The sequence below is a fragment of the Pseudoalteromonas luteoviolacea H33-S genome (assembly GCF_001625695.1).
Taxonomy (GTDB): domain Bacteria; phylum Pseudomonadota; class Gammaproteobacteria; order Enterobacterales; family Alteromonadaceae; genus Pseudoalteromonas; species Pseudoalteromonas luteoviolacea_B.
The window spans coordinates 34,552-55,640 of sequence record NZ_AUXY01000058.1 but is presented as its reverse complement, the minus strand read 5'-3'; the positions used below and the strand labels follow the sequence as shown (position 1 = coordinate 55,640).

The 21,089-nt window shown below is 42.6% G+C and carries 9 protein-coding genes; all 9 read right to left on the bottom strand.

From position 1 onward, the window contains the following. Positions 1–68: 68 nt before the first annotated feature. The 9 genes from hppD to N477_RS06870 all read right to left on the bottom strand — a co-directional run bounded on the left by hppD (position 69) and on the right by N477_RS06870 (position 21,086). Positions 69–1,115, bottom strand: coding sequence for a 4-hydroxyphenylpyruvate dioxygenase (gene hppD / locus N477_RS06910; protein WP_039611556.1), 1,047 nt, complete (start codon positions 1,113–1,115; stop codon positions 69–71). Positions 1,116–1,546: 431 nt separating this feature from the next. Further along, on the bottom strand, positions 1,547–2,983 hold the full coding sequence (locus tag N477_RS06905; protein ID WP_063361775.1) for a peptide MFS transporter: 1,437 nt from the start codon (positions 2,981–2,983) through the stop codon (positions 1,547–1,549). Between the two features lie 270 nt (positions 2,984–3,253). Continuing rightward, positions 3,254–4,462, bottom strand: coding sequence for a DUF642 domain-containing protein (locus N477_RS06900; protein WP_063361774.1), 1,209 nt, complete (start codon positions 4,460–4,462; stop codon positions 3,254–3,256). 174 nt (positions 4,463–4,636) lie between these two features. Next, on the bottom strand, positions 4,637–8,737 hold the full coding sequence (locus tag N477_RS06895) for a hypothetical protein (RefSeq protein ID WP_063361773.1): 4,101 nt from the start codon (positions 8,735–8,737) through the stop codon (positions 4,637–4,639). Beyond that, the gene (locus N477_RS06890) at positions 8,727–12,995 is read right to left on the bottom strand and encodes a hypothetical protein (protein ID WP_063361772.1); all 4,269 of its coding nucleotides are present in this window, start codon (positions 12,993–12,995) and stop codon (positions 8,727–8,729) included. The genes N477_RS06895 and N477_RS06890 overlap by 11 nt, the downstream gene beginning before the upstream one ends. Then, positions 12,974–13,738: a hypothetical protein gene (locus tag N477_RS06885; protein ID WP_081216447.1), complete on the bottom strand. Its 765-nt coding sequence runs from the start codon at positions 13,736–13,738 to the stop codon at positions 12,974–12,976. The genes N477_RS06890 and N477_RS06885 overlap by 22 nt, the downstream gene beginning before the upstream one ends. Continuing rightward, positions 13,725–16,016, bottom strand: a complete 2,292-nt coding sequence (locus tag N477_RS26285; protein ID WP_063361771.1) for a hypothetical protein — start codon at positions 16,014–16,016, stop codon at positions 13,725–13,727. The genes N477_RS06885 and N477_RS26285 overlap by 14 nt, the downstream gene beginning before the upstream one ends. Then, a complete protein-coding gene (locus N477_RS06875) occupies positions 16,003–19,116 on the bottom strand; it encodes a poly-gamma-glutamate biosynthesis protein PgsC/CapC (RefSeq protein WP_063361770.1) in 3,114 nt (1,037 codons plus the stop codon). The genes N477_RS26285 and N477_RS06875 overlap by 14 nt, the downstream gene beginning before the upstream one ends. Continuing rightward, positions 19,116–21,086: a hypothetical protein gene (locus tag N477_RS06870; protein ID WP_063361769.1), complete on the bottom strand. Its 1,971-nt coding sequence runs from the start codon at positions 21,084–21,086 to the stop codon at positions 19,116–19,118. Before N477_RS06870 ends, N477_RS06875 begins: the two co-directional genes overlap by 1 nt. Between the last annotated feature and the right edge of the window lie 3 nt (positions 21,087–21,089).

Below are 21,089 nucleotides of genomic sequence, written 5' to 3'. Positions count from 1 at the left end.
TGGCCAAGTTTAAATAGCAAAAGCAGCTTAGAAAAGCTGCTTTTTATTTTGTCTTAACTGGTAAGTGATTAAATCACACCACGACGCTCTTGGTCACGTTCAATTGACTCAAATAGAGCCTGGAAGTTACCTTCACCAAAGCCACCGTCATCAACACGTTGGATCATCTCGATGAAGATAGGACCGAACAGGTTCTTGGTGAAGATTTGAAGTAGGTAGCAGTTTTCGCTCTGGCTATCTACTAGGATCTGGTGCTCTTTGATCTTTTGCTTATCTTCAGCAACCCAAGGTACACGGTCGAAAATTGTATCGTAGTAGTGATCAACAATATCTAAAGTCGCGATGTTTGTTTTGTCTAGCTTATCTAGAGAGCCAACAAGGTCGTTTGTTAAGAATGCAAGGTGCTGTACGCCCGGACCGTTGTACTCATCTAGGTACTCATCGATCTGGTTGTTGTTGTCATCTTTACCTTCATTGATTGGAATCGAGAAAGTACCACAAGGTGACTTAAGTGCGTAAGAAAGTAGCGCAGTCTTCTGACCTTTGATGTCGAAGTAACGCACTTCTTCAAAGCCAAATACGCCTTTATAGAAGTTTGCCCATGTTTCCATTGTACCTTTGTAAACATTGTTAGTTAGGTGGTCAATGCGGATGAAACCTTTGTCTTCAACAATGTTTTGCTCTTCTAGGTCTTCAAAATCATTTTCAAAGATAGAGCCTTTATCACCGAATACATCGATGAAGTAAATAAGGCTGTCACCAATACCGTAAATAGCAGGGTATGGTAGGTCTTTGTTTGCAGAATCAGTCGCTGGTTTTGCACCACGCTCTACAGCAATATCAAATGCTTTTTGTGCGTCTTCTACACGCCAGCCCATTGAACAAATAGCAGGACCGTGTGACTTAGCAAACTCGGCAGAGAAACCGCCACGCTCGTTGTTTAGAAGGAAATGGATCTCGTTCTGGTTGTAATGAACGATGTCTTTACCTTTAAACTTTTTAAGTTTAGAGAAACCAAAATCAGCAAAGATTTTGTCCATGTAATCTGCGTCTGGGGTTGCGTATTCAGTAAATTCGATACCTACAAGGCCAAGAGGATTATTTACTTCACTCATTGTCATTCTCCTGCATTAAGCACTGGATTGCTTGTTGTAATTTATGCAGTGGATAATTAATCAAAATGACCTAAAGTGAAAGGTTTCAACATCAATTCACTCATGGCTGTTTTGTAAATTTGATTGCACATTTGGTGCCGTTTTAAGACAAAATGAAAACAGACAATTTTTTTAGATTGAAAAGCTGTAATTAAACTGAAAATTAGGTTGTTAATTAACACATTTTAGAAAGAGATATAAATTCAAGGTTATGATTTTATAGTGCTTTTTTATTTTTTATATGATTGTTCAAGAAGTCTACAGTTATATGCGCGATGTGAATCAAAGAGGTAATTAAGGGTTTGTCTGTAAACTTAATTGTACATTTAAGGGTTGAGATATGAAAAAGCCGTGCTGAAAAGTGCGGCTTTTTCGTAAATTTTATTTATGGGTTACTGTCTTTCGCCAGTGACTTCGAGCTCTTTTTCAAGATAGTGAGCTTGGGTGTGGGGCTCATTGTCCCCCTCAGCACCATGCATCCAGTCAACCAGCTTGTTACTGAGCAAGTACATCGCCAGTGCAGAAATGAGTGCTGTTGCACCTAAACCAATAAAGATACCCATTGCGTTCCCCATTGCTTCTTGGCCTTCGCCAATGAACGAACCGACAAAGCCGGCTATTTTATTTGCGACTGCCGTACATAGAAACCAAATACCCATAAGCAGTGATGCAAGGCGAAGTGGTGCCAGTTTACTCACCATGGATAAGCCAATTGGAGACAGGCAGAGTTCACCTAGGGTGTGGAACAAATAAAATAGTACTAACCACATCATGCTGATCTGCAAAGTACCACCGGCTGCTGCGCCTTCTGTCATTAGTGCCAGCATCATAGTTAAGAAGCCAAGTGCTAAGAAAACCAGGCCAATTGCAAACTTCACCGGAGAGTTTGGCTCTCGTTTATCAAGCTTTAACCATATCATGGCGACAATAGGCGCAAAGATGATGATGAAAATGGAGTTTAAAGATTGGAACCAAGACGCTGGAATTTCAAAGCCCATCAGCATGCGATCTGTATAATCATTGGCGAATAGGTTCATCAAACCACCGGCTTGCTCAAAGCCCATCCAAAAAATAATACTAAATACAGACATGGTAAAGATCACGCGAATACGATCTTTTTCCACTTTAGTTAATGGCTCTTTTGTACCAGATTCTGACTGCTGTTGTGATAACTTCGCAGCTGGAATGACACCAATATCACCCAAGTATTTTTGACTTAGTAGCATTTGCATGACGACAGAGATCACCATACCAATACCTGCCGCAACAAAACCGGCTTGCCAGTTTATTTCAGATGCAACATAGCCTGCGACCAGTGGGCCTAATGCGCCACCTAAGTTAATGCCCATGTAGAAGATGGTGAATGCGCCATCACGACGTTTGTCACCTTCTTCATATAAGTCACCCACCATAGTAGAGATATTTGGCTTGAATAAACCGTTACCGATACACAGTAATGTAAGACCAATATAGAAGACATTTTCTTCTTGGCCTGCGACCACACTGTGTGGAATACCCATGATGAAATGACCTGCCGCCATTAAAATACCACCGATGATGATGGCTTTGCGTTGTCCCAGTACGTTATCTGCTAGCCAGCCGCCAAATAGCGGAGTTAAGTATACGGCCATAGTAAAGGTGCCGTATAAGCTAAGTGCGTCGGCATTCGTCCAGCCAAAACCTCCACTTTGTACCTGAGCTACTAGATAAAGTACTAAAATTGCACGCATACCGTAGTAGCCAAATCGCTCCCACATCTCCGTGCCGAATAGTAAGAATAGACCCTTAGGATGGCCTAAAAACTCACCTCGATTAGGTATTGAATTCATATTTATTACTTCCAGATTTATCACATGTGTGTTGTATGGCCTTTATATCATCGGCAAATTTATACTTATATAAGTGTGAATTTGTCTGTTTTTAATTGGGAGGCCAGTTCCCAAAAGCTCTACGTACGAAGTCAGTATTGACTAACTATTCACGAAAAACGCGTCAGTATACCCAGCAAGGTGGCTATGGGGAAGCCTTACCAGATAGGTTTAGAGGCGTCTTGGCATAAAAAAACCAGCCAAGAGGCTGGTTTTTAAGATTAATAAATATTAACGACAGTAATTATCGACAAAAGTTAGGTCATTAATATGCGCTGGGCCTTCCATCAGCTCTGTCGCGACTGCTGTATTTGGATTAAGTGAATAAATTTTTGCATTCTGACCACTCTGGCGGCCTGACACGTACAAGGTGCCAGTGTCCGAAATGGCAAGGCCAGACGCCCAATTTACGCCATGTTCGCCAATTTTAGTGAGGCTCATGTCTGCGGTATCTAACGTATATAGCGCTTTACCGGTTAATACGTATAGCGTGTTGTTGTCAGCTGAGTAAGCGATATCGCCGTGACTAAAGTCATCGCCTGTGTATTTCAGCTTACCTAGTACAGTCTTTTCACCCGTTTGCAGATTGTAGTCATACATGTAGGTTTTACTCGTAGCGCGAAGGTGTATACCGTCGTCACTAACTGCAGAGCGATAAATAGGCCATGATGTCGCATTGGCAACAGCTGTCTCAACATTACCACTTAAATCAAGTGACCATAATGTAGAGGCTTTTGTTTGATTGTTATTTTGTTCCATGAAATACAACACGCCGTCTTTGCTCGCGATATTTGACGCGGTATGAGACACGCCAGCAACTTTGCTGTAAGTCATGGTGTCTAAATTGAAATTGAAAATATATCCATCACCTGCACTGCCATAGTTGTTAATGCCAAACAAACCAGTAACGCAATCTGCCGTCACTGATACATTATCTAATAAGGCACCGTTTGAATCTGAGGTGCCGCTACCAGAAAACGCCAGTGTGCTCTGGGCACTGTCGGCAGTTACCGTGACTGTTACGTGCTGCCAACCTCGGTTAGTGCCATTTAAATTAGCGATAACTTGACCATTCCACGTAACCGTTGCTTGATTTGTATGGGAGTTGTTGCGTACTCTCGGAGAGTAATAAAAACTGACCACATAACGCTTACCAGCTTCGGTAGCAATGTTTTGATACGCGGTATAGTTGCTGGTTGAGTCTAATTCTAAATATTGTGAACCATCTTGTGGTGTAATAAGACCGAGTCTATCGGTTTGAATTTCAAAGCGTGCGCCTGTACGCTGCCAGCCTGAAAGGTTATTGAAGAGTTTCCAAGTCCCTGAAATATTTCCTGATTGTTCAAATGAACCATTGGCAATTAGATTATTATCTGCCAGAACATTCTGGCTTGCTGTCAATGCAGTAATTAATAATACAGATGACGTGGATAGCTTCATATATTACTCCCAACTTGATTACATAACATCCGTTGTTAGTAAAGTGTTAATGTGAATTTATTTTGTCTAATCTTATTTTCCTAGTTTTGAATGCTCAGGTCAATTAAAATACAAAAAATGACTGGAATTTATTATTCCTTAAATTTAACTCCATATGAAATTAGTTAAAAAGTACTAATTTTTAGAGCTTGGAATTCTTTTTCGTTTCTGTTGAAGGGCCAACCAGCCTGGCTTTTGGCTACGATTGAGTGCGGCCAAAACTGCAATGGCTTTTTCGAGCGTGATGCGTTGTGATGCGATGTCTTTATAAACTTGTTGGGCTGTTTTTTTACGCTTCACAGCAGCACCTGCATCTAAAAAAGACTCCACGACTTGCAAGACAAAACGAGTGGCACGATTTTGTTTTATCTCTTCTTCCTCACTGTTTGATTTGGGATCTTTACTTTGCAGGCGCTCTTTAAGGTGGGCGATTTCAGCCTGACTAAATTCGTTTTGAGCATGGGGTAATTTACTGAGCTTACCAAGAAAGTCATTAAAATAGTCTTGCTCTATTACGCCGATCCGTGAGGTTTGTGCGAGTTTCATCAACCCTTGTCTAAACTGTGCTTGGCTGATGTGGTGATCTAACAAATGATCGCAAGTTTGATGTAGATGATGCCATTTTTGCCATGCATAAACATAGTTAAGGCCGGCGCCTTTTATGTTTTGCATACCCACAATAAGTTGATGTTGCCCATCTAATCCGAGCTTGGCGATTTTTCGAGTGAGTTCATCGGCGCTAATGTAGGGGTTTTCAATTAGCCGCGTGCGCGCCGCAAGTAGTGTATTTAAGTGGTCGCTTATTTCTTTAGCGTGTGCTTGCAAATCCTCTATGGACATTATGTCATTGGCCAAATGCCAGCTTTCAACTAAGTGATTAAAATAACGGCGCTGACGTCCACTATCTACGTGCTGCTCAAAAAATGCTGCCATTTGGGATTTGTCCTGAAGCGTCTCACAGTCCAACTGTGTATTTGGGAGTAGCGCATTTAACTTATCACAGAGCATTTGATCAGAGACTAAGCATTTAAACTGTTCGAGTAGTTTGGCGAGATCTTCTCGGTCATTATTGGCAATAATACGTGCAATACGTGCGCTCAATGCTTGGTTAAAGTAAGCGAGAAAGCCATCCACATTAGTGCCGATAACGACGATATAATCAAAGGTGAGATCTTCAATGAGTATTTGTGCAAACACCTTAGTACGTGCAATGCGATCATTACGATTATTGATGAGCGCAATAGTTTGAATTTTGGGCTGCTGGCTTTGACCAAACAAATTTAAGCGTCGCCAATTCTCTATTGTAGCAAGGCGTTCATTGGCTGACATACTATTCACAAAAGACTGGGTGAGGGTCCCGATGGGGGCTGGCTCAAAATGCTGTAATACACCAATATCGGGCACGATGCGTTCGGCAGTTTCTTTAAACACATAATCTTTATTTATGCCTATATACTGCGCCATTTTGCATACCAGTGCGATGTTATCTGGGTGTTCCTCATAGGGGTAGAGTGCACGAATGTCATCCGTGATTTGGAACCCTTCACCCCAATGCACTTGAATAAGTGTCGAATCTTTTTGTTCTGCCGACTTATTTAGCACAGGATACATGCTTTGCTCAGCGGTAAATACTTGGGTGTTTGAGCCAATAAACGACGACATTTCAGTGGCGACATCTAAACCCGTTGGACCTAAAATATCTTCATGATCTGGATAAGCATTGGTAATTGTCGCGAAGTTGTCATTCATCCAGCGACGTAAGATCCGCACATATCTTGGCGTCAGTCCCATACATTCCCATAAAAACACGTCTGCCTTTACTGATTTAGCAAATGCCAATACGTCGCTTTGCTCCCAAATACTGGCTTTATCGAAAGGCCTGAATAATGGCAGCTCATGTTGCTCTCCATTGCTGGTGGTGTATATCATCATGGCTTCGCAACCAGTCGTTTTGGTGATCACTTTTAGCGCGATACTGCTAAACAGTGCCGCCTTTAATCTTTCTGTCCCTGATTTACCACGTGTTCCCCAACCGCCAATAGAGATAGGAATATGTTTTCGATTACGCTGTATATTTTGGCTCACTTTAATATGACGAGACCAAAAATAGGCCATAAAGGCGCAGACAAAAAACACCAATTGACCAATGCTATTTTGATAGATGGAATATAAATACTCTTTAAATCCTAAGCCAATATTAATCAGTGCTGTGGTAATGGACGTTCGACTAAACAATTGTCGAATGCCGCTTTCAACTGGGAATTGGGCTGTGTGCGTGGATCCATAGCCGATAAACTCAATTTGAAATCCAAGCTTTCTAATCGCGTCTAAGTAGTTTTGCTGCTCAAGCTCTCCGCCTTTTCTCAGGCGGTCCAGTGAAGAAAACTTAATAGAGATTTGCCAATAGGCTCGTATACGTTGAATGAGTTTATGTGGACGTGTGATCAATAAAATGCCATCAGGTGTGTAACTTTTAGCTTGCGCAGGCAATTGATCTTGACTCAGGATAGAAAGCAAATAGTCAGGTAATGGTAAATAGGGCCTTGCGCTATGCTCTTCTAAGTTATAAAGTGCTTCACCGGGTACATTGGTTTCACTGATCTCAGCAGTTGAGCAGCTAGTGACATGTAGCTCTGCAGAGGGTTTTTGCGCTTTAGTATGACTATAACTTTGTCGTTTATCTGTGCTTGGTGTAAAAAACTCATGCCAGATCCGCCAAAATCGTCGCCCCTTTAACGTGCCATTGTGGATCTGCCATTTATCACCTTGTTGATAGCCATTAAAGCCAAGCTCGGATTGGGCAATGAAACTCAGTGCTCTGCCGATTTCTTCATGAGCGGCATCAGTGGAAAGTGTGACGGTCTCTCCTAGCGCCAGCTGATCTTCGATACTCACAATAAGTTCTTGTATATAAAAACTGTTTAGTTGCTCTCGAGTTCTGGTAATGAAGCGTCTGACAGCGGTACTAGGATCTTGTTCTAATTGCAAATTGAGCACATCAATGAATTGTTTAAAAATAGACTCAGGTTGATCTGTTTCTAGTTGCATATTAAGCATCAGTCGGGCGCTTTGCTCTAAAATGATGCGCTTTATCTCGAAGCTTTCTTCACCTTGTAGACAGCGCTTCCAGTGTTTGAAAGCAAGCCCATTTTCGCTAAATCTGGCGGCAGTTAACTGCTTAATGAGCGTAAAGCGTATCGCGTTTTCTGTTTCGTAGCGAAATCTGCTTTCTAATAATTGAGTGGCAAACTCATTTTCGTAGCTTGGTATACACTCTATCGTTGCTTGCCTTACTCTGTGGTATGGGTGAGTGCTAAGCTGCAGTATCAGCTTTATGTCGGAGTCTGTTAAAGCTCTTTGCTGTATCAGCACTTTTGGCATAGCAGCTAAGATAAATAACTGATCATTATTTTTTGGTTTGTCTGGAAAGTCATTTACAGACTCTGCAACTTTTGCCCACATAAAGCTGCGAATAAACGTCGGTCTTTGGTGTATCAATATTTCCAGTATATCTATGATGGCGAGGTAAGGTGTATTGTCAGCCTCCAAAAGCTCAATAAGTTGCGCTACCAACTCAGCATCTAGCTCAGGATCGGCACTAAATTCATGAATAAGAGAAACTTGGTTAACCAGAGCACGGATCATGCCGTGACGAATATGCAGGCTGTTACTGTGCGCCAGTAAATGAATAAAAAACGGCTGTAAGTCTAGCTTTTGCCAAGCGGTATTCAGGTCATCTTTACTCGAACGTAGGTAGCGGTTTGTCAGCGCCCCAAGTTTTGCAATTAAAAATTTTAAGTCTTGTTCAATTTCAGACACTTTGGACTGATAGCGCGCGATGACTGCGCCTTCATCGAACCAGCGTGAAAAGGCCAACTTGTCTTTTTGCAATTCTAATCGTGAAGCACCGAGTTGCTCCGCATACTTTAAAATGTGTAATTCTCTTTCTGCTTTTAACTCGGCTTTGTTTAATCGTTCAATGAAACTTTTATAGTCGGCCTCGATGGCTTGTAAATTACCATGATGACTTTCAATTTTATGGCGTAAAAACGCAATCGTTTGTAATAGTTGCCAATATGATATTTGTTCTTGTTCTGGTTTGTTTTTTACTAGCTCCCAATCAGCTAATTCGTCCACGAGAGTTTGATATTTGTGCTGATATAGGTTGAGCCAAAATTGTTCTGTGTCGGCAAATAAGAGATCTTGAAGCTGTCGTTTTAACGTTTTATCTGCCATTAATATCTTGCTCTAGGAAGTGTGTTAGTTGTAGTGATTCAAAAATAATTTCATCATGTGCAAAAGGCGCAAAGCCTGTATTTTGTAGGTTACCTAAAGTCACCTCAAAGCGTATGTTATGGTTGTTTCTAAACCAATCTTGTGTCCAATTAAGACTGATCCACCCTGCAGTTTGTTCACTAAAATCAAATAAGGTTTGCCAGCTCAATGAGGTTAAGTACTGAAAAGTCGCATTCGGACGGTTTTGGTCCGCGAACACATAGCTGCTGCTGAGTCCCAATGTAAAAATATGTCCTTCGTAATATTGTTGCCAATTACCACTTAGTGTTGCGGTGTCTAGGCTGGTCCAATCTTCATTGGAGGTTGTGCTAATTTGCGCACTAAATTGACTGTCTACCCAAGGTTGGTAGCGAATTCGATATCCTGCTTGCCAGCCATGCATATGGTTTGCGCGATAAAAATTGTACATGTCTTGGCTAATAAACGGGTCGTCTAGGTATTCTTGTTTTTCTATGCTGGTGTAATAGTAATAGGGTTGCCACCACCATTGATGTCTCACGGATATATCATCTCGCCAAATTTGACCGATGGTTGCGTCAATGTGGCTGGTCAAATGGCTTTCCTGAGCAAGTTCAGCTTCTTGCCAGCGGTTATAGAGTCCAACTTCACTAAACCAAGGGCTGTCGTGATCTAGCCAATTGTATATACCGTTAATCGCCAAAGACTCATATCGTAAATTATTGAGTCGATATGCGCCCTCAAGCCGATACCAGTGCTGTCGATAGCGGTTTCTTAAGCGGATCCCGAAATCGAGTCGGTGAGCGGTATTAATGGGATCATTGGTTTGAAAAATGCCGTCTCTGTCATAGCGCATAAACCCCTCAATATGTGTTCTATTGCCGTTGGCACTGATCAGCGGTTCATTGAAATGCTTGGCAAGCCGCTCAAATTTCAATTCTGCTCTGTTCAGTTTTAGAGGTGTGACAGGGGGGGCGACTGCTAGCTTTTGACGGTTCGTATTAAGTCGCCAAGCAAATAATCGCGCAAGACGCGCATAGTCACTTGGGATCTCAATATTGCCAGCAGGGTAGAATCCAATATCCTCCTGACGCTGCTTTTTCTCGAAGCGTTCAATTTTAACCAAAGCATCTTTATCGAGCTTCGCTAAGATTGATTGTGATGCGGTGGCATAATAAAACAACTGGCGCTGGTCTAGCTCGATACTTTGCCAGCGACTATTTTGACGAACTTGCACTTCTACTTGCAGTATTTGCGATAAATATGGATTTAGCCAACGTATTTTAATTAGCCCATTACTCAACTCACTCTGCGTCAAGCCAAACTGAGTTTGTTGGTCTGAAATTGGCCATGCCGTCTCGCCATTGCCTGTTTCGATTTCGACTAAGGTGGCTGCATTGGATACCAGCTCCGCATCAGAAAAGTGAAACACTAGACGCATTTGCATTGATTTTAATTCACTAAAATCGAGTGAAAGGATGTGGTAAGGACGTATTGTGATCCCTTTTACATCGTCTCTTTTGGCTGTGTGGCGACTAAGCTGTTCTGCGATACTTCGAGTTTCAATGGGGGACAGGTCGACAAGTTGAGTACCAGCGTAGTTAAGATATTTTTGCAGTGGTACCCAGTGCCCAAAACTTTGTACACGGTCATGAAGCTTGGACAAAGAGGCGGGAATATCCAAGCCGTTTAGTTTTGAGAATAATGCGGTAAACTCATGATCTGCCAGGGTTGCGTTTTCTAGCCTATATAAACTGTTATTGAGTAACTTAGTAAATGCGGCTGTGTTTTGGGCGTTAGTGGTATGCAGTAACTCTAAAAAAGAAGTGCCTAATGCAAATTCACTGAGTTGTTGCGTTGAGTAAGGGTTAAAGTGTGTTTCATCAAAGATTTGAAGCTGCGCAAAAGTAGTCTGTTTGCTGCTCAAAGTTAAAGTCTCACCAGCGCGTAACGTTATCATACTGCTGGATGCCACAGATAAGGGCGTTTCAATTGGGCTGGTAACGGAAGTAGTCGACAATATGTCGCTGTAAATTGGCATAAAATAGAGCTCATTGTCTTTATCAACATGCAACCAAGCGATGTTGTTTTCTCCAGTTTCTAAGCCAAAGCTGCGGGCGCTAATTTGGATATTGATGTCTGAGTGGGCTGTAATAGAAACAGGCTGTTCACCTATTTTATAGGCTTTATATGCAGCTGTTTCGGCTACTAACTGCACTTGTTTGTGGTGGACAATATCATATCTTGGCTGAATATCTCGGCGCTGACCGCCATAGGTTGTGTAACCCAGTCTATCAAAAAGTGCATTGGATACTTGTTGTTGATCGTGATCTAACCACAATGTCTCAAGTAGCTTACCTTGCGACAGTAAAGTACTGGTGAGTAACTGAGGACACCCCTTAAGTCTATGCTTCAGCGCACATAAACCTTGGATATTAAATATTTGATTAGTCTGTTGGTAGCGGCTTAGTAACCCTTTTGCAGCAAAGTCGCTCAATAACGTATTTGAGCTTTGCAATAAAGCACCCAAGTAGCGCAGTACAGCATTGTTACGATCAAGTCGTGTAAGAACCGCTAACCGCAATTGCCAAGCACGTAGCTGCACATCTGCATAGGGGCTGTTTAATAATATCCTAAGTTTGGGCAGCGCTTTGGTTGGCGCATGTTTAGCTAAGTGTTCAATCTCCCCAAGTTTGTACATCCAATGACTCTTTGTGTATTGGGATAAAGAAGGGCTATTAGGGTCTGATTGTAGTTTGAAGTTAGACAAACTATTGATGTAGCTTTTGGCTTTATCTGATTGGATACGAGCAAGCAGTGCGGAAATAGTTGGGCTCTTAAATGCTAATTTGCCGGGCTGCGTGTATAGGAGCTCATTATTGGGTAGTGGCAGTAAGGTACGAATTTGCAGTGCGATATCTATTTTTGCATCACTGGCTGAGAAAAGAGTGATTTGTTCTACATCCATATCTACGACTAAATTAACTGGCACAAATCCTTGTTTCGGGGTCACAGCGATTTTATGACGCATCGCGTTGATTTCTACTATCAGCTCAGCGGCGCGATTGGCTCTGACATACAAAATCGCGCTGTTTGTGATCCTCCGCTCCTGACTAAAATCAAACTTGAGCGACTTATTTAAGCGATTATATTGCAACATGCTGGATGTTTGACTTTGGAATAAGTACTGCTTTGCTGTTCTCGCGGTTTGGTATACAGAAACTAGCCTTTTGTGTGTTGTGAGTGGCTTTTGGGCATTGCTGGTCGGTGTTAAAAATGTGCCCGTTGATATTGTGCTGATAAAATCTTGATGACGCCTTAGCTCAAGTGCGCTAGCGCTCTCAGGCTTAAATTGAGTGAGTTGGTTGATGTTGTTTTCAAAGTAGATTTTGTGTAGAGCAGGGTCTAAATTATTGACCCAGTATGGGCTGAGTAATTTCTCTTGATGTTTTATCCCCGCATTTTGATCATAAATGGCACGATGCATTTGCTCTAATTTAACCCAGGTTTTAGTACTGCTTTTTAAGGTTAAATAACTGTTTGCTGGCACAGCGAGATAATCGACATTGCCAACACCGAGTTTGTGTTGTGTATATTCCTGAGCTTGTGCATCGGAGACGTTAATGATGCTGATTGGGGTGTCATTCACCAAGGCGACAACCTTGCCGCCTTTTTGCAGGTCATACAGGTCGCGATGAACTGTGAGCTTTAGCTTCTTTGCTTGCTCAAAATACAGCTTCACACTTTGCTGGTTATGTAATGGGTATAAAGTGGTATGTTCCTGTGCCAGCGCAACGGTTTTGCCTGGCATTGGAAATTTGACTGCGCGACGGAAGGGGTCTCTGTGGGAGTGCTGATAGCCACGCCATATTTCAAACTTTCCATCTTGCTGCTGGTTGTAAACTTTTACAACCCGCGATCTTGTAGAGGCACTTAATTGACATATGTCCTGTTGGCATAGCCACTGTTGTTTGGTGATCTGCATAAGGGCATTTAATGTTTGCCCTTGCCAAAATGCCAGTGATTCAAGGTTTTTAAGGGGGGTTACAAGCCACTGTCCTGCAGGTAAAAATAAGTACTTAGCCTGCTGATGAGTGAGACTAATGTCAGCAGCACTGCGCTCCAGCGCTAAAGTCTCGGCGTCGTACCACTGCACATCAGCCTGTAAGTTGGCAGTCTGTGCTAGGCAAACGGAGCTTGTTAAACTTAAAAACGCAATCAACGTGAATATGAGAGGCATAAATTAAATTGCTCCATACTGGTTGATTGAGTGATCAGTCGCTTGCGCATCGGCTTACTGATCTCGATATGAATAAACCGATGTGGGGCGAGTCCTATTTTGTGCAGGATGTTTTTAGTGCCACCGAGCTCGAAAATATCTTTTTGATAAATATAGGTATGATTACTTAAACCCGATAAACAGCGCTGCAACTTAGCCAATTTTGCATTGTAGCTTCGACCTTGGCTAAGTATAAAATCAGCCTTTTTCCCTTCGGGGGATTTGCGCTTTTTTTGATTAAATCCATGTATTTGAAAAATGGCGGCGTTGGGGTGAGCATAGTGAAAGGCTTTGACGGCAGCAACATGCAGCCCACGCTTTCGCTTGGAGTAATCCATTGGCAGGTTATCAAGGCTCTGGCTATGCCTGTGATGGGTATTAAAAACCATCATATTGCAGTTAGATTCAAAGAGTGCGCGACCGATTTTCAGTGTGTACTTGTCGTGAAATTGATGAGGAATAGACACAAAGCAAGGGGAAGCCGCCACGCGATATATGAGTGCGCCTCCGCCATTGATGGGCGAAGTTGCAGTCAGTGTATGCACAGGGCTGCGTAATTTTCCCTGCTGTTGATATTCCCATGGCTCAATCGCTTTCGGCTTTGCTATCCAGCTATTAATTTGCTGCCAACTTAATTGTGATTGTGCAAATCCGTTAAAGCTTGTAATGCTGATGAGCGCGATGATCATTTTATGTATTTTCATTTTGCCACCATAAAGGGGTAAGTGGTTGTGCGCTATGTTCTTCTAAAATACTTATCCACATTTCATCTTCAGCCGATATCGCAAATTTTTCAAGTGTTTGAATATCTGTTCCTATTTTTATTGTAACGGGCGGGTAGCTAACAATGTTGGTTGATTGCGGATGCAGCATAAATGCAGGAACTTGCGATGGCATGAGCGCATACCTTTTAGTTGCCACTGTATATTCATCCGTGATGCCGATTTTAAATCTTCCACTAAGGCTAGTATTAATAATAAGCGGTGCTTGCCTATTTTTTGCTGCTGGATAAATAAAAGGCTTAATGACAATCGATAGCGGCCTGTTTTTACCGCGATAGTCTAAAGATAAAGTATCGCCGCGATTGATTTTGTACAGACGCGTTTTAATAAAGTGACGCTGCTCGCCTTGGTTAATAAATAAATGGTTTGCTTGGCTTGCACTGGTGATGATCGAGTCGTCAGTGGTACTGCTCGTCGCATCAAACTCAATGTATGTGGGGGCTTGCGGTTTTAAAGCGATCACTTTTGGGATCTTGAGAGAAGGGTCCTGATCCGAGTTAATTGAGTGAATATCATCGAGTTGTCTAAAGTGAACTTGTGTTGGCTCACTGGGTGGCTCAAAATAGTTAGCAGGGCTGTAAATTAATGCGGTATTCGAAATTGGGTGCCTGTCAAAGAGCGATTCAGATGCATAATCTGTCTCTTTAATAACTGGTAAAGGCGGGGCTTCAAATAGCCGTACTTTTAGGATTTGTTGTAACTCTGTAAAAATAAACTCATTGGTTGCTTTTTGCGCAAACCAAGCGCCAATTTCAACAAAGTCAGTTAAAGGGTTTTCGCATAGCTGTTCGCAAACCACATTCTGATAATGAAAATCACGATGTCTGCTTTGTAGCTTTACAGCAACACTTGTTTTGCTAGAAATTCTTAATTTTACGGCTTCATCAGGTAGGCGCAGATAATATTTTTCACTTTCATTAACGGCTTGGCGCAGTGTTTCAGGTGTTATTAAGCGATCAAATTGTGATAGCCGCGATTCCAAACTTATTTTGTGGCGAGCAAAAACCTGACCTTGTGCGTCGTATAAAGAGACTATCGCATGTGAGCTCTCAGGGGTTAAATCCCGAATATCGAAGACCACATCACTACCACCTGAAACAGCATAATCAACAGGGGTATCTGGGGTTAATACGTAGTAATAACTGTGCAAGGGGGCAATTGGTTGCGCGAGTTGATACCACTGGGTTAACGCGGGCAAGCTCGATTGCACTGTCACTAAACCAGGTCTAATATTTTCTATTTTATAGTTATTATCTTCGAGCTCCACTGCGCTTAGCTCAATCGGCGCCAGTTGCTGACTCAAGTCATGCCATGTGAGGCGTAATGTACTGACAGGCACCGTCGACGTAAAATAAAGGGGAGCGGTACTTTTAACTCTAAAAGTGGCTGTTAGGTTTGGCGCTGAGTAAAAGCTATCGAGATCCCACTGTTGTGCAGAAAAATCATAAGTGATGACATTATAAGGCAGTGTTTCGTATAAGATGTCACTGACGAAATCGATATTGGGTATGCCTTGAGGCGCCAGTTTTTGCCAATCATAACGTACTGCGTTGGTGAGCTCCCACGGCGCGAGCGCATTGCCCCCTAGGGTATGGTAATTGAGCATTCTTTCGCGCCAATCAAGTGGTAACTTCAACCATATTTGCTGACTGTCATCGGTATCTGTAGATGTTTGGGCGTGAAGTCTGACGACAACACCTCTAAGTGTATCCTCTTCAGGGATAAGTTTGAGCTTGATTTGGCTGGCATTCGGGTAGCGTGACACATCTATATAAAACGATTGCCCAGAGGCCACCGACAGCGCCTGTCTGTCCTCTATAATTTGCTTTACTTGCTGCTCTTGCGCTGCAAGCACCAGTTTTGATGCGTGGTGGTAAGTGTGTTTATTGAGTTGAACGCCCTGACTATCAAACAGTTGATATTCGATTGCATAGTTTACAGGTTCGTCAAATACTTGTTGTCCCTCAAAAATGGCGTTTGATAGCAATCTGACTGCGCGCGTTCTGGATGCTGAAAAATTAAATGCAATGTACTTGTCACTAGGTAACCAATGCACAACTGAGCGTGTTTCTTCTTCGCTGCGCTCTTCTAACTGCTCAGCAGATGCCAGCCATGTCACGCCATTAAAGCTCACCCATAATAAGACTAAGAGCAAAAATCCAGTCGCGCTAAGGTGTAACAGCTTTTTAATCCAATACATGCATTAGCCCCCCTGTAGCGTAGTTAAAGTCTCTGATTGTCAGCACTTTATTGCTGGTGGGGGTGTAAATAGCAAGTAATTTATCGCGTAGCTTAATGGTCAGAGCAAGCTGTTGTGATTGCTCTATGCGCACGGCTTGTAATTGGCATTTTGGGAACTTTTGACAAAACTCTGATAGCAGTGGCAAGTGCTGATCTTGCGAGTATTGTTCTGCTAGTTTCAACACCTTCTCTAATGAGGGGGGATTGTCCAGTAGCCAATCATTGGGGCTCAATACTAAGGTATTTAAAGATCTTACTTGGGGATCTCTTGATACTGCGAGCAGGCGTTGCAAGAGCGCCTGCTCTGAAATGGCAAAGTGTTGTTTAAAATCGGAGGCCAGCCACAATGTAGCAAGTTCACTGATTGGGCTAAATAAGCGGTAGCCAGATTGCGGTGATGTACCAATCTCAAGCCCTCTTGTTTGCACTTGTCCGCTAACTACTTGTGTATTCACACCTAAGTCAATTAATGTGTATTGTAATTCTTTCAATGTATTAGCGTGTTGTTCATCTGGGTTTGTGAACTGAAATGCAATTGCACTGGGTCTAACGTATGAAGGTGCGCTATGACTGCGAACTTGTAAGCTTAAAATCGGCTGCTCAGCGAAGTAGCGCAACGTACTCTGGTGTACGACGTTAAATAGGCTTCTCACATTACCTGGGGCCATGACATTAGCTTGTTCATTTGCGTATGGATGCGCGCCGGCGATTGACAGTGCTTTGGCGCCAGTACTTGCAAATAGCTCACCGGAGAACTTTAGCGTATTACTTTCAAATAAAGGTCTTGGGACTTGGATATTGAGCATGGCACTCGGGTGCAGGTTAATAACATATAGCCCTTGACCCTGCTGCAAACTCTCCTGTTTGTCGAGTGGAGCCAAGACAATATACTGAGCTTGGTCGTTATCTACGATCTGTAGCTGATAACCCATCATATTGGCAATGTGATTAATTCGGGCTAGACGGTTTAGCTCATCCTGATCAAATTCTCTATCTGATTGCTGCGCCACTAATTTATATAGCGGACCGAGAATTTCAAACTCCCAGAGTGCCGCTTCATTATTTGTCAGCTCTTGGTAGTGATTGCTGCCCTTGGCACTGATATAGGGGGCGAAGGTTTCGATGACCTCATCTAGGCTGGTATCAATAAAGGTGGCAGCGACATTGCTGCCGCTGCTGGTACTAAGAACAACCTCTGAAAGTAGGTTGGAGTAACTCGCACCATCGATATAGGCTTCAACCATTTTTCCATTAAAATCAGCTGTGGGCATGCTGCTGGTGTGCAATATACCAAATTGACCTCGCTCGAATCCCATGAGGTTGGTAAGTTGCTTCTGAGATAATGAAGTAGGTAGCTGATTAAATATCCAAAATTGACTATTTACCCCATAGGGGCTCAATTGTAAATGAACTCGGGTATATTGATTTACTGACCGTATTTGCAGTACTTCCAGCTCCTCAAAAACCGAGAAAAACGCACTATAATAGGGACTTTGCTGGGATACTTGCTGTGTTGCGATTGAAGGCGTGAATTGCGTTCCTAGTACCAGTGCATCACTACCAAGTAATTCAAATAAAAGTCCTGCTGCATCACTGGCGACTCGCTCACTTGAAGGATAGGGGACGCTGATAATATGAGATTTACTTGGTTGTTTTGATAAGGCAAAAAAGCCCCTTACTGCGCTTGTGTCTGTGTCCTTGATATATAAGTACTGCTCGTCTTCATATAAAGAAAACTGAGCTTGTGCCAATAGCCGCCTAGCTAACAAAACGTTTTCCTGCTCTTGTCTATCGCGATTAAGTACTCGAATTGCACTCATAAAGTGTTGAATGGACTGAGCCTGTTGATACTGGCTTATAGAGACAGGCTCGCTTTGCTGCGTATAAAGGTAACTTTTGTAGGCGCTGATCTGTTGGCTGAGCGCAATATCAGTGTTGTCACTTGAATTGATCTGCGCCGGCGTTGTTGCAAATATCGCAGGGATAAACATGATTAAAAAGCCTGTGGTTATGGCAATTAATCCGCCGACTATTGAGGTTTGGAAGGTTGCGCGGATCACCAGTCCTAAAGCATTTTTTTGGTAAATCTTTAGCGCTAATAGGGTGGACAACATGTAACCAAAAGCAAAGGTATCAGTTACTTTTAATGTCGGGTAATAATGTACAACAACATAATTTAAGACAATTTTGTATAAAAAGCCGATATTGAAAAAAAATAAAAGTAATCGTGCCCCTTCAAAGTTTGCATGACGCAATCGAGTGAAGGTCAGTATGGAGCCGCCAAGTATCAGGATCACAGCGGTCTCAGCAAAGGATGTGAGTAATTTCGTCGGTTGCATGAGCTGCAAAGCGAGCAGTGCAGGCAGCATGATGCCGTTAAATTCCCAGCCATATTTGATGTTGGCACGAGAGGCAATAAAGGCAGTGATCACTAAAATAATATAGGCTTTGGGCGCTGCGACAATGGAGGCCGCAACAGCTTCATACATGATTGCAAGATTGGCAATACTAAAGTTGGTAAAGGGCATGAGCATAAAACGGACTAACAGGTATGTCACAAAGAGCTGTATTAGTGTGACCCGCATGCCATATTTAAATCCACCATTCCACATGACGTTTGCTGTTAAAGCGATGATCACCAGGCCCAAGCTGTAGAGTTGGCTGGAGTAGTCAAACGTGATATCCCATTGTGCTAAGTACATGGCAACTAATGGCCAAAATAGCGTATCCATCACCACTCTGACTAAAATGCTGATTAGGATGATGGCAAAAAAGCGGTCTCTGCCAAACATTTCGCTAAACCCAAAGCGCTCCATGATTGTTTTAGCACTAAATAACATGACAGCATAAACAACGATCGCTTCTATGATGATAACCACCGCGGATATTGGTGTAACTATGAAAAGTGGCACAAGGTAGCCTGGAACAACAAGTCCAGTAAGTGGAAATCCAAAGCGTAAATTCAACATACAAACAACGGCGATGCCAACCCAGACTGTTGTAATTACAGACTGTCCTAAGCCACTGCCGGTCGGGAAGAGTTGCAGCACCCAATCCATTAAGTCTGCACCTTAATATGATTTTCTTCAGGGTCGAGTGGTTGCATCATTTCTAATTGTTTTAACAGTAGGGCCGGGTCATCTAGCTGTTTAATTAGATAGGAGATATCGATAAATTCAAATAATATTCCGCCTACTTCAAAAGGCTCGCCAATGCTGCTGGTGGAGCGAGATGATCGCAATGAGCGAATACTCAAAATAAACGTTGCTTGCCCTAATTGAGCAGGCATATATAACTCGCCTTGTTGTAAGGTGATATAGCGTAATTTTCCTTTGGCTTTTTCACTGTCAAGGTGGGTGACGCGCTCTAACAAGTCTAATGCTGTCATCTCAAATAAAGACATTTCATTGTGTTTGGCGATTTCTTCTATTTTTTGGTTGGTTTGCACGACTTGCCCAAAGAGGTTAAACATGATCGCCGCAGTGTGGATCTGGTTAAATACGTGCTCAAGCGTTGATAGCTTTTGTTCCATGTCGCCAATGGAAGATTTAACTTGTTGACTCAAAGGTTTTTGCAGTGCCAAGGTTAATACTTTGGTAAGTGCACTGGTATTGGCTTTTTGTTGATTTTCAAAGATCCGAAAGTGAAAAAGTAACTCGCCTATCTGGTTTGCAAAGCGATTTACATTTTGTACGAATCGTTCTTCGTCAAAGTACTCATTGGGCTCAACCGTCATTGCCCAAAAGCCTCGAATATCTCCTGCATACATCAAAGGCACCACATATTGGGCCTCAGCCTCTTTTAAATCATTGAAGAATGGTCTCGTTATATGTAAAGCACCAAACGCTTTGATGGCGTCCGAGTAGGGAGGACGTTCATAGTCTCTGCGCATCTCGTGAATATCAGATAAACTGCAATTAATGGCGCGTATTTCATGGAGCCTATGGTCGCCTTCAGTACGGGCGAGAAATATCGAACGATTTAGGGCAAGTTGCTGATTTACCAGTGTGATAATTGCATCCCAAGGGCTACTTTGCGCGCTAAAAGCTTGCGGTAGGTAACGTCCCATCATCCGTTGTTGAACGTTGCCTATGATGTCATTTAATTCAATTTCCTCAACCCATTTTCTAGAGAAGAACACCCATAGGAGCGTAACCAGGTTGGTAAAAATAATTTGTCCGGCTGGCAAAAAGTAATCAAAGAAACGAACGCTAAGATAGACTGAGGAAATACAAAGCAGGATAACCGCACACGCGATTAATACTCCAGTGTTAAAGCTGCACCTTTGATAGCTGATGAGCAAAATCGTTAAAATTAATAACTGAAGGGCTGCAGCATATGTGATAGGCATTAAAGTTACTAAGGTCTGCTCAGCAAAGTTATCAGCAATATAAGCGTGAAGATAAATAGGGTCTTTGAAAGAGTCTATTTTTGGCGCTCGTACGGGGAGGGCAAACGCTAATTGACGCTGAGAGACGAGCACCACTTTGTCCTGTAGCTGAGCTAAAAATACATCATCTGAGAGCAATCGTGATGCACTAAATTTAGTGAGGGCTTGTGGCGCAAGTGAAAAATCAAGCAATTGACCCTGTGCTTTGTACTCTGGGTCGAATACATGTTGCCAAACACTTTTACAGTGTTCTGGTGCATCTTTAATGACGATTTCATAGCCAAGCCACGACTCTAGGCTGGGTAAACAGTATCTAGAGTCGGCGTATGGAAAATACACGTTGTCAAAAGAGAGCTGCTGCTCACCAGAGACATGGCTAAATATCACTATGGCTTTGGCTTTATTTTCTCGTAATTTTGAAATGATGTCACTTTGCTGCGCTACGAGGTTGTCAGACTCAATTACGACGATTTGGGTATTTTGCCGATTGAGGTTTTGGCTAAGCTCAAGATAAATGAGTGCATTGAGTTTGTCTAGCGTTCCACTTAAGGTGACTAATAAAATCAGGGCGCACAGCAGCATAGTAGACCAAAAAGTCTTTTGTCGTTTGATGATAAAAAACTGCTGCTTTATCGACATGTT

What these genes read in the sequence shown, in the direction of transcription:
- hppD (WP_039611556.1), bottom strand. Translation starts at nt 1,115, where the DNA reads ATGAGTGAAGTAAATAATCCTCTTGGCCTTGTAGGTATCGAATTTACT.
- N477_RS06905 (WP_063361775.1), bottom strand. Translation starts at nt 2,983, where the DNA reads ATGAATTCAATACCTAATCGAGGTGAGTTTTTAGGCCATCCTAAGGGT.
- N477_RS06900 (WP_063361774.1), bottom strand. Translation starts at nt 4,462, where the DNA reads ATGAAGCTATCCACGTCATCTGTATTATTAATTACTGCATTGACAGCA.
- N477_RS06895 (WP_063361773.1), bottom strand. Translation starts at nt 8,737, where the DNA reads ATGGCAGATAAAACGTTAAAACGACAGCTTCAAGATCTCTTATTTGCC.
- N477_RS06890 (WP_063361772.1), bottom strand. Translation starts at nt 12,995, where the DNA reads ATGCCTCTCATATTCACGTTGATTGCGTTTTTAAGTTTAACAAGCTCC.
- N477_RS06885 (WP_081216447.1), bottom strand. Translation starts at nt 13,738, where the DNA reads ATGAAAATACATAAAATGATCATCGCGCTCATCAGCATTACAAGCTTT.
- N477_RS26285 (WP_063361771.1), bottom strand. Translation starts at nt 16,016, where the DNA reads ATGTATTGGATTAAAAAGCTGTTACACCTTAGCGCGACTGGATTTTTG.
- N477_RS06875 (WP_063361770.1), bottom strand. Translation starts at nt 19,116, where the DNA reads ATGGATTGGGTGCTGCAACTCTTCCCGACCGGCAGTGGCTTAGGACAG.
- N477_RS06870 (WP_063361769.1), bottom strand. Translation starts at nt 21,086, where the DNA reads ATGTCGATAAAGCAGCAGTTTTTTATCATCAAACGACAAAAGACTTTT.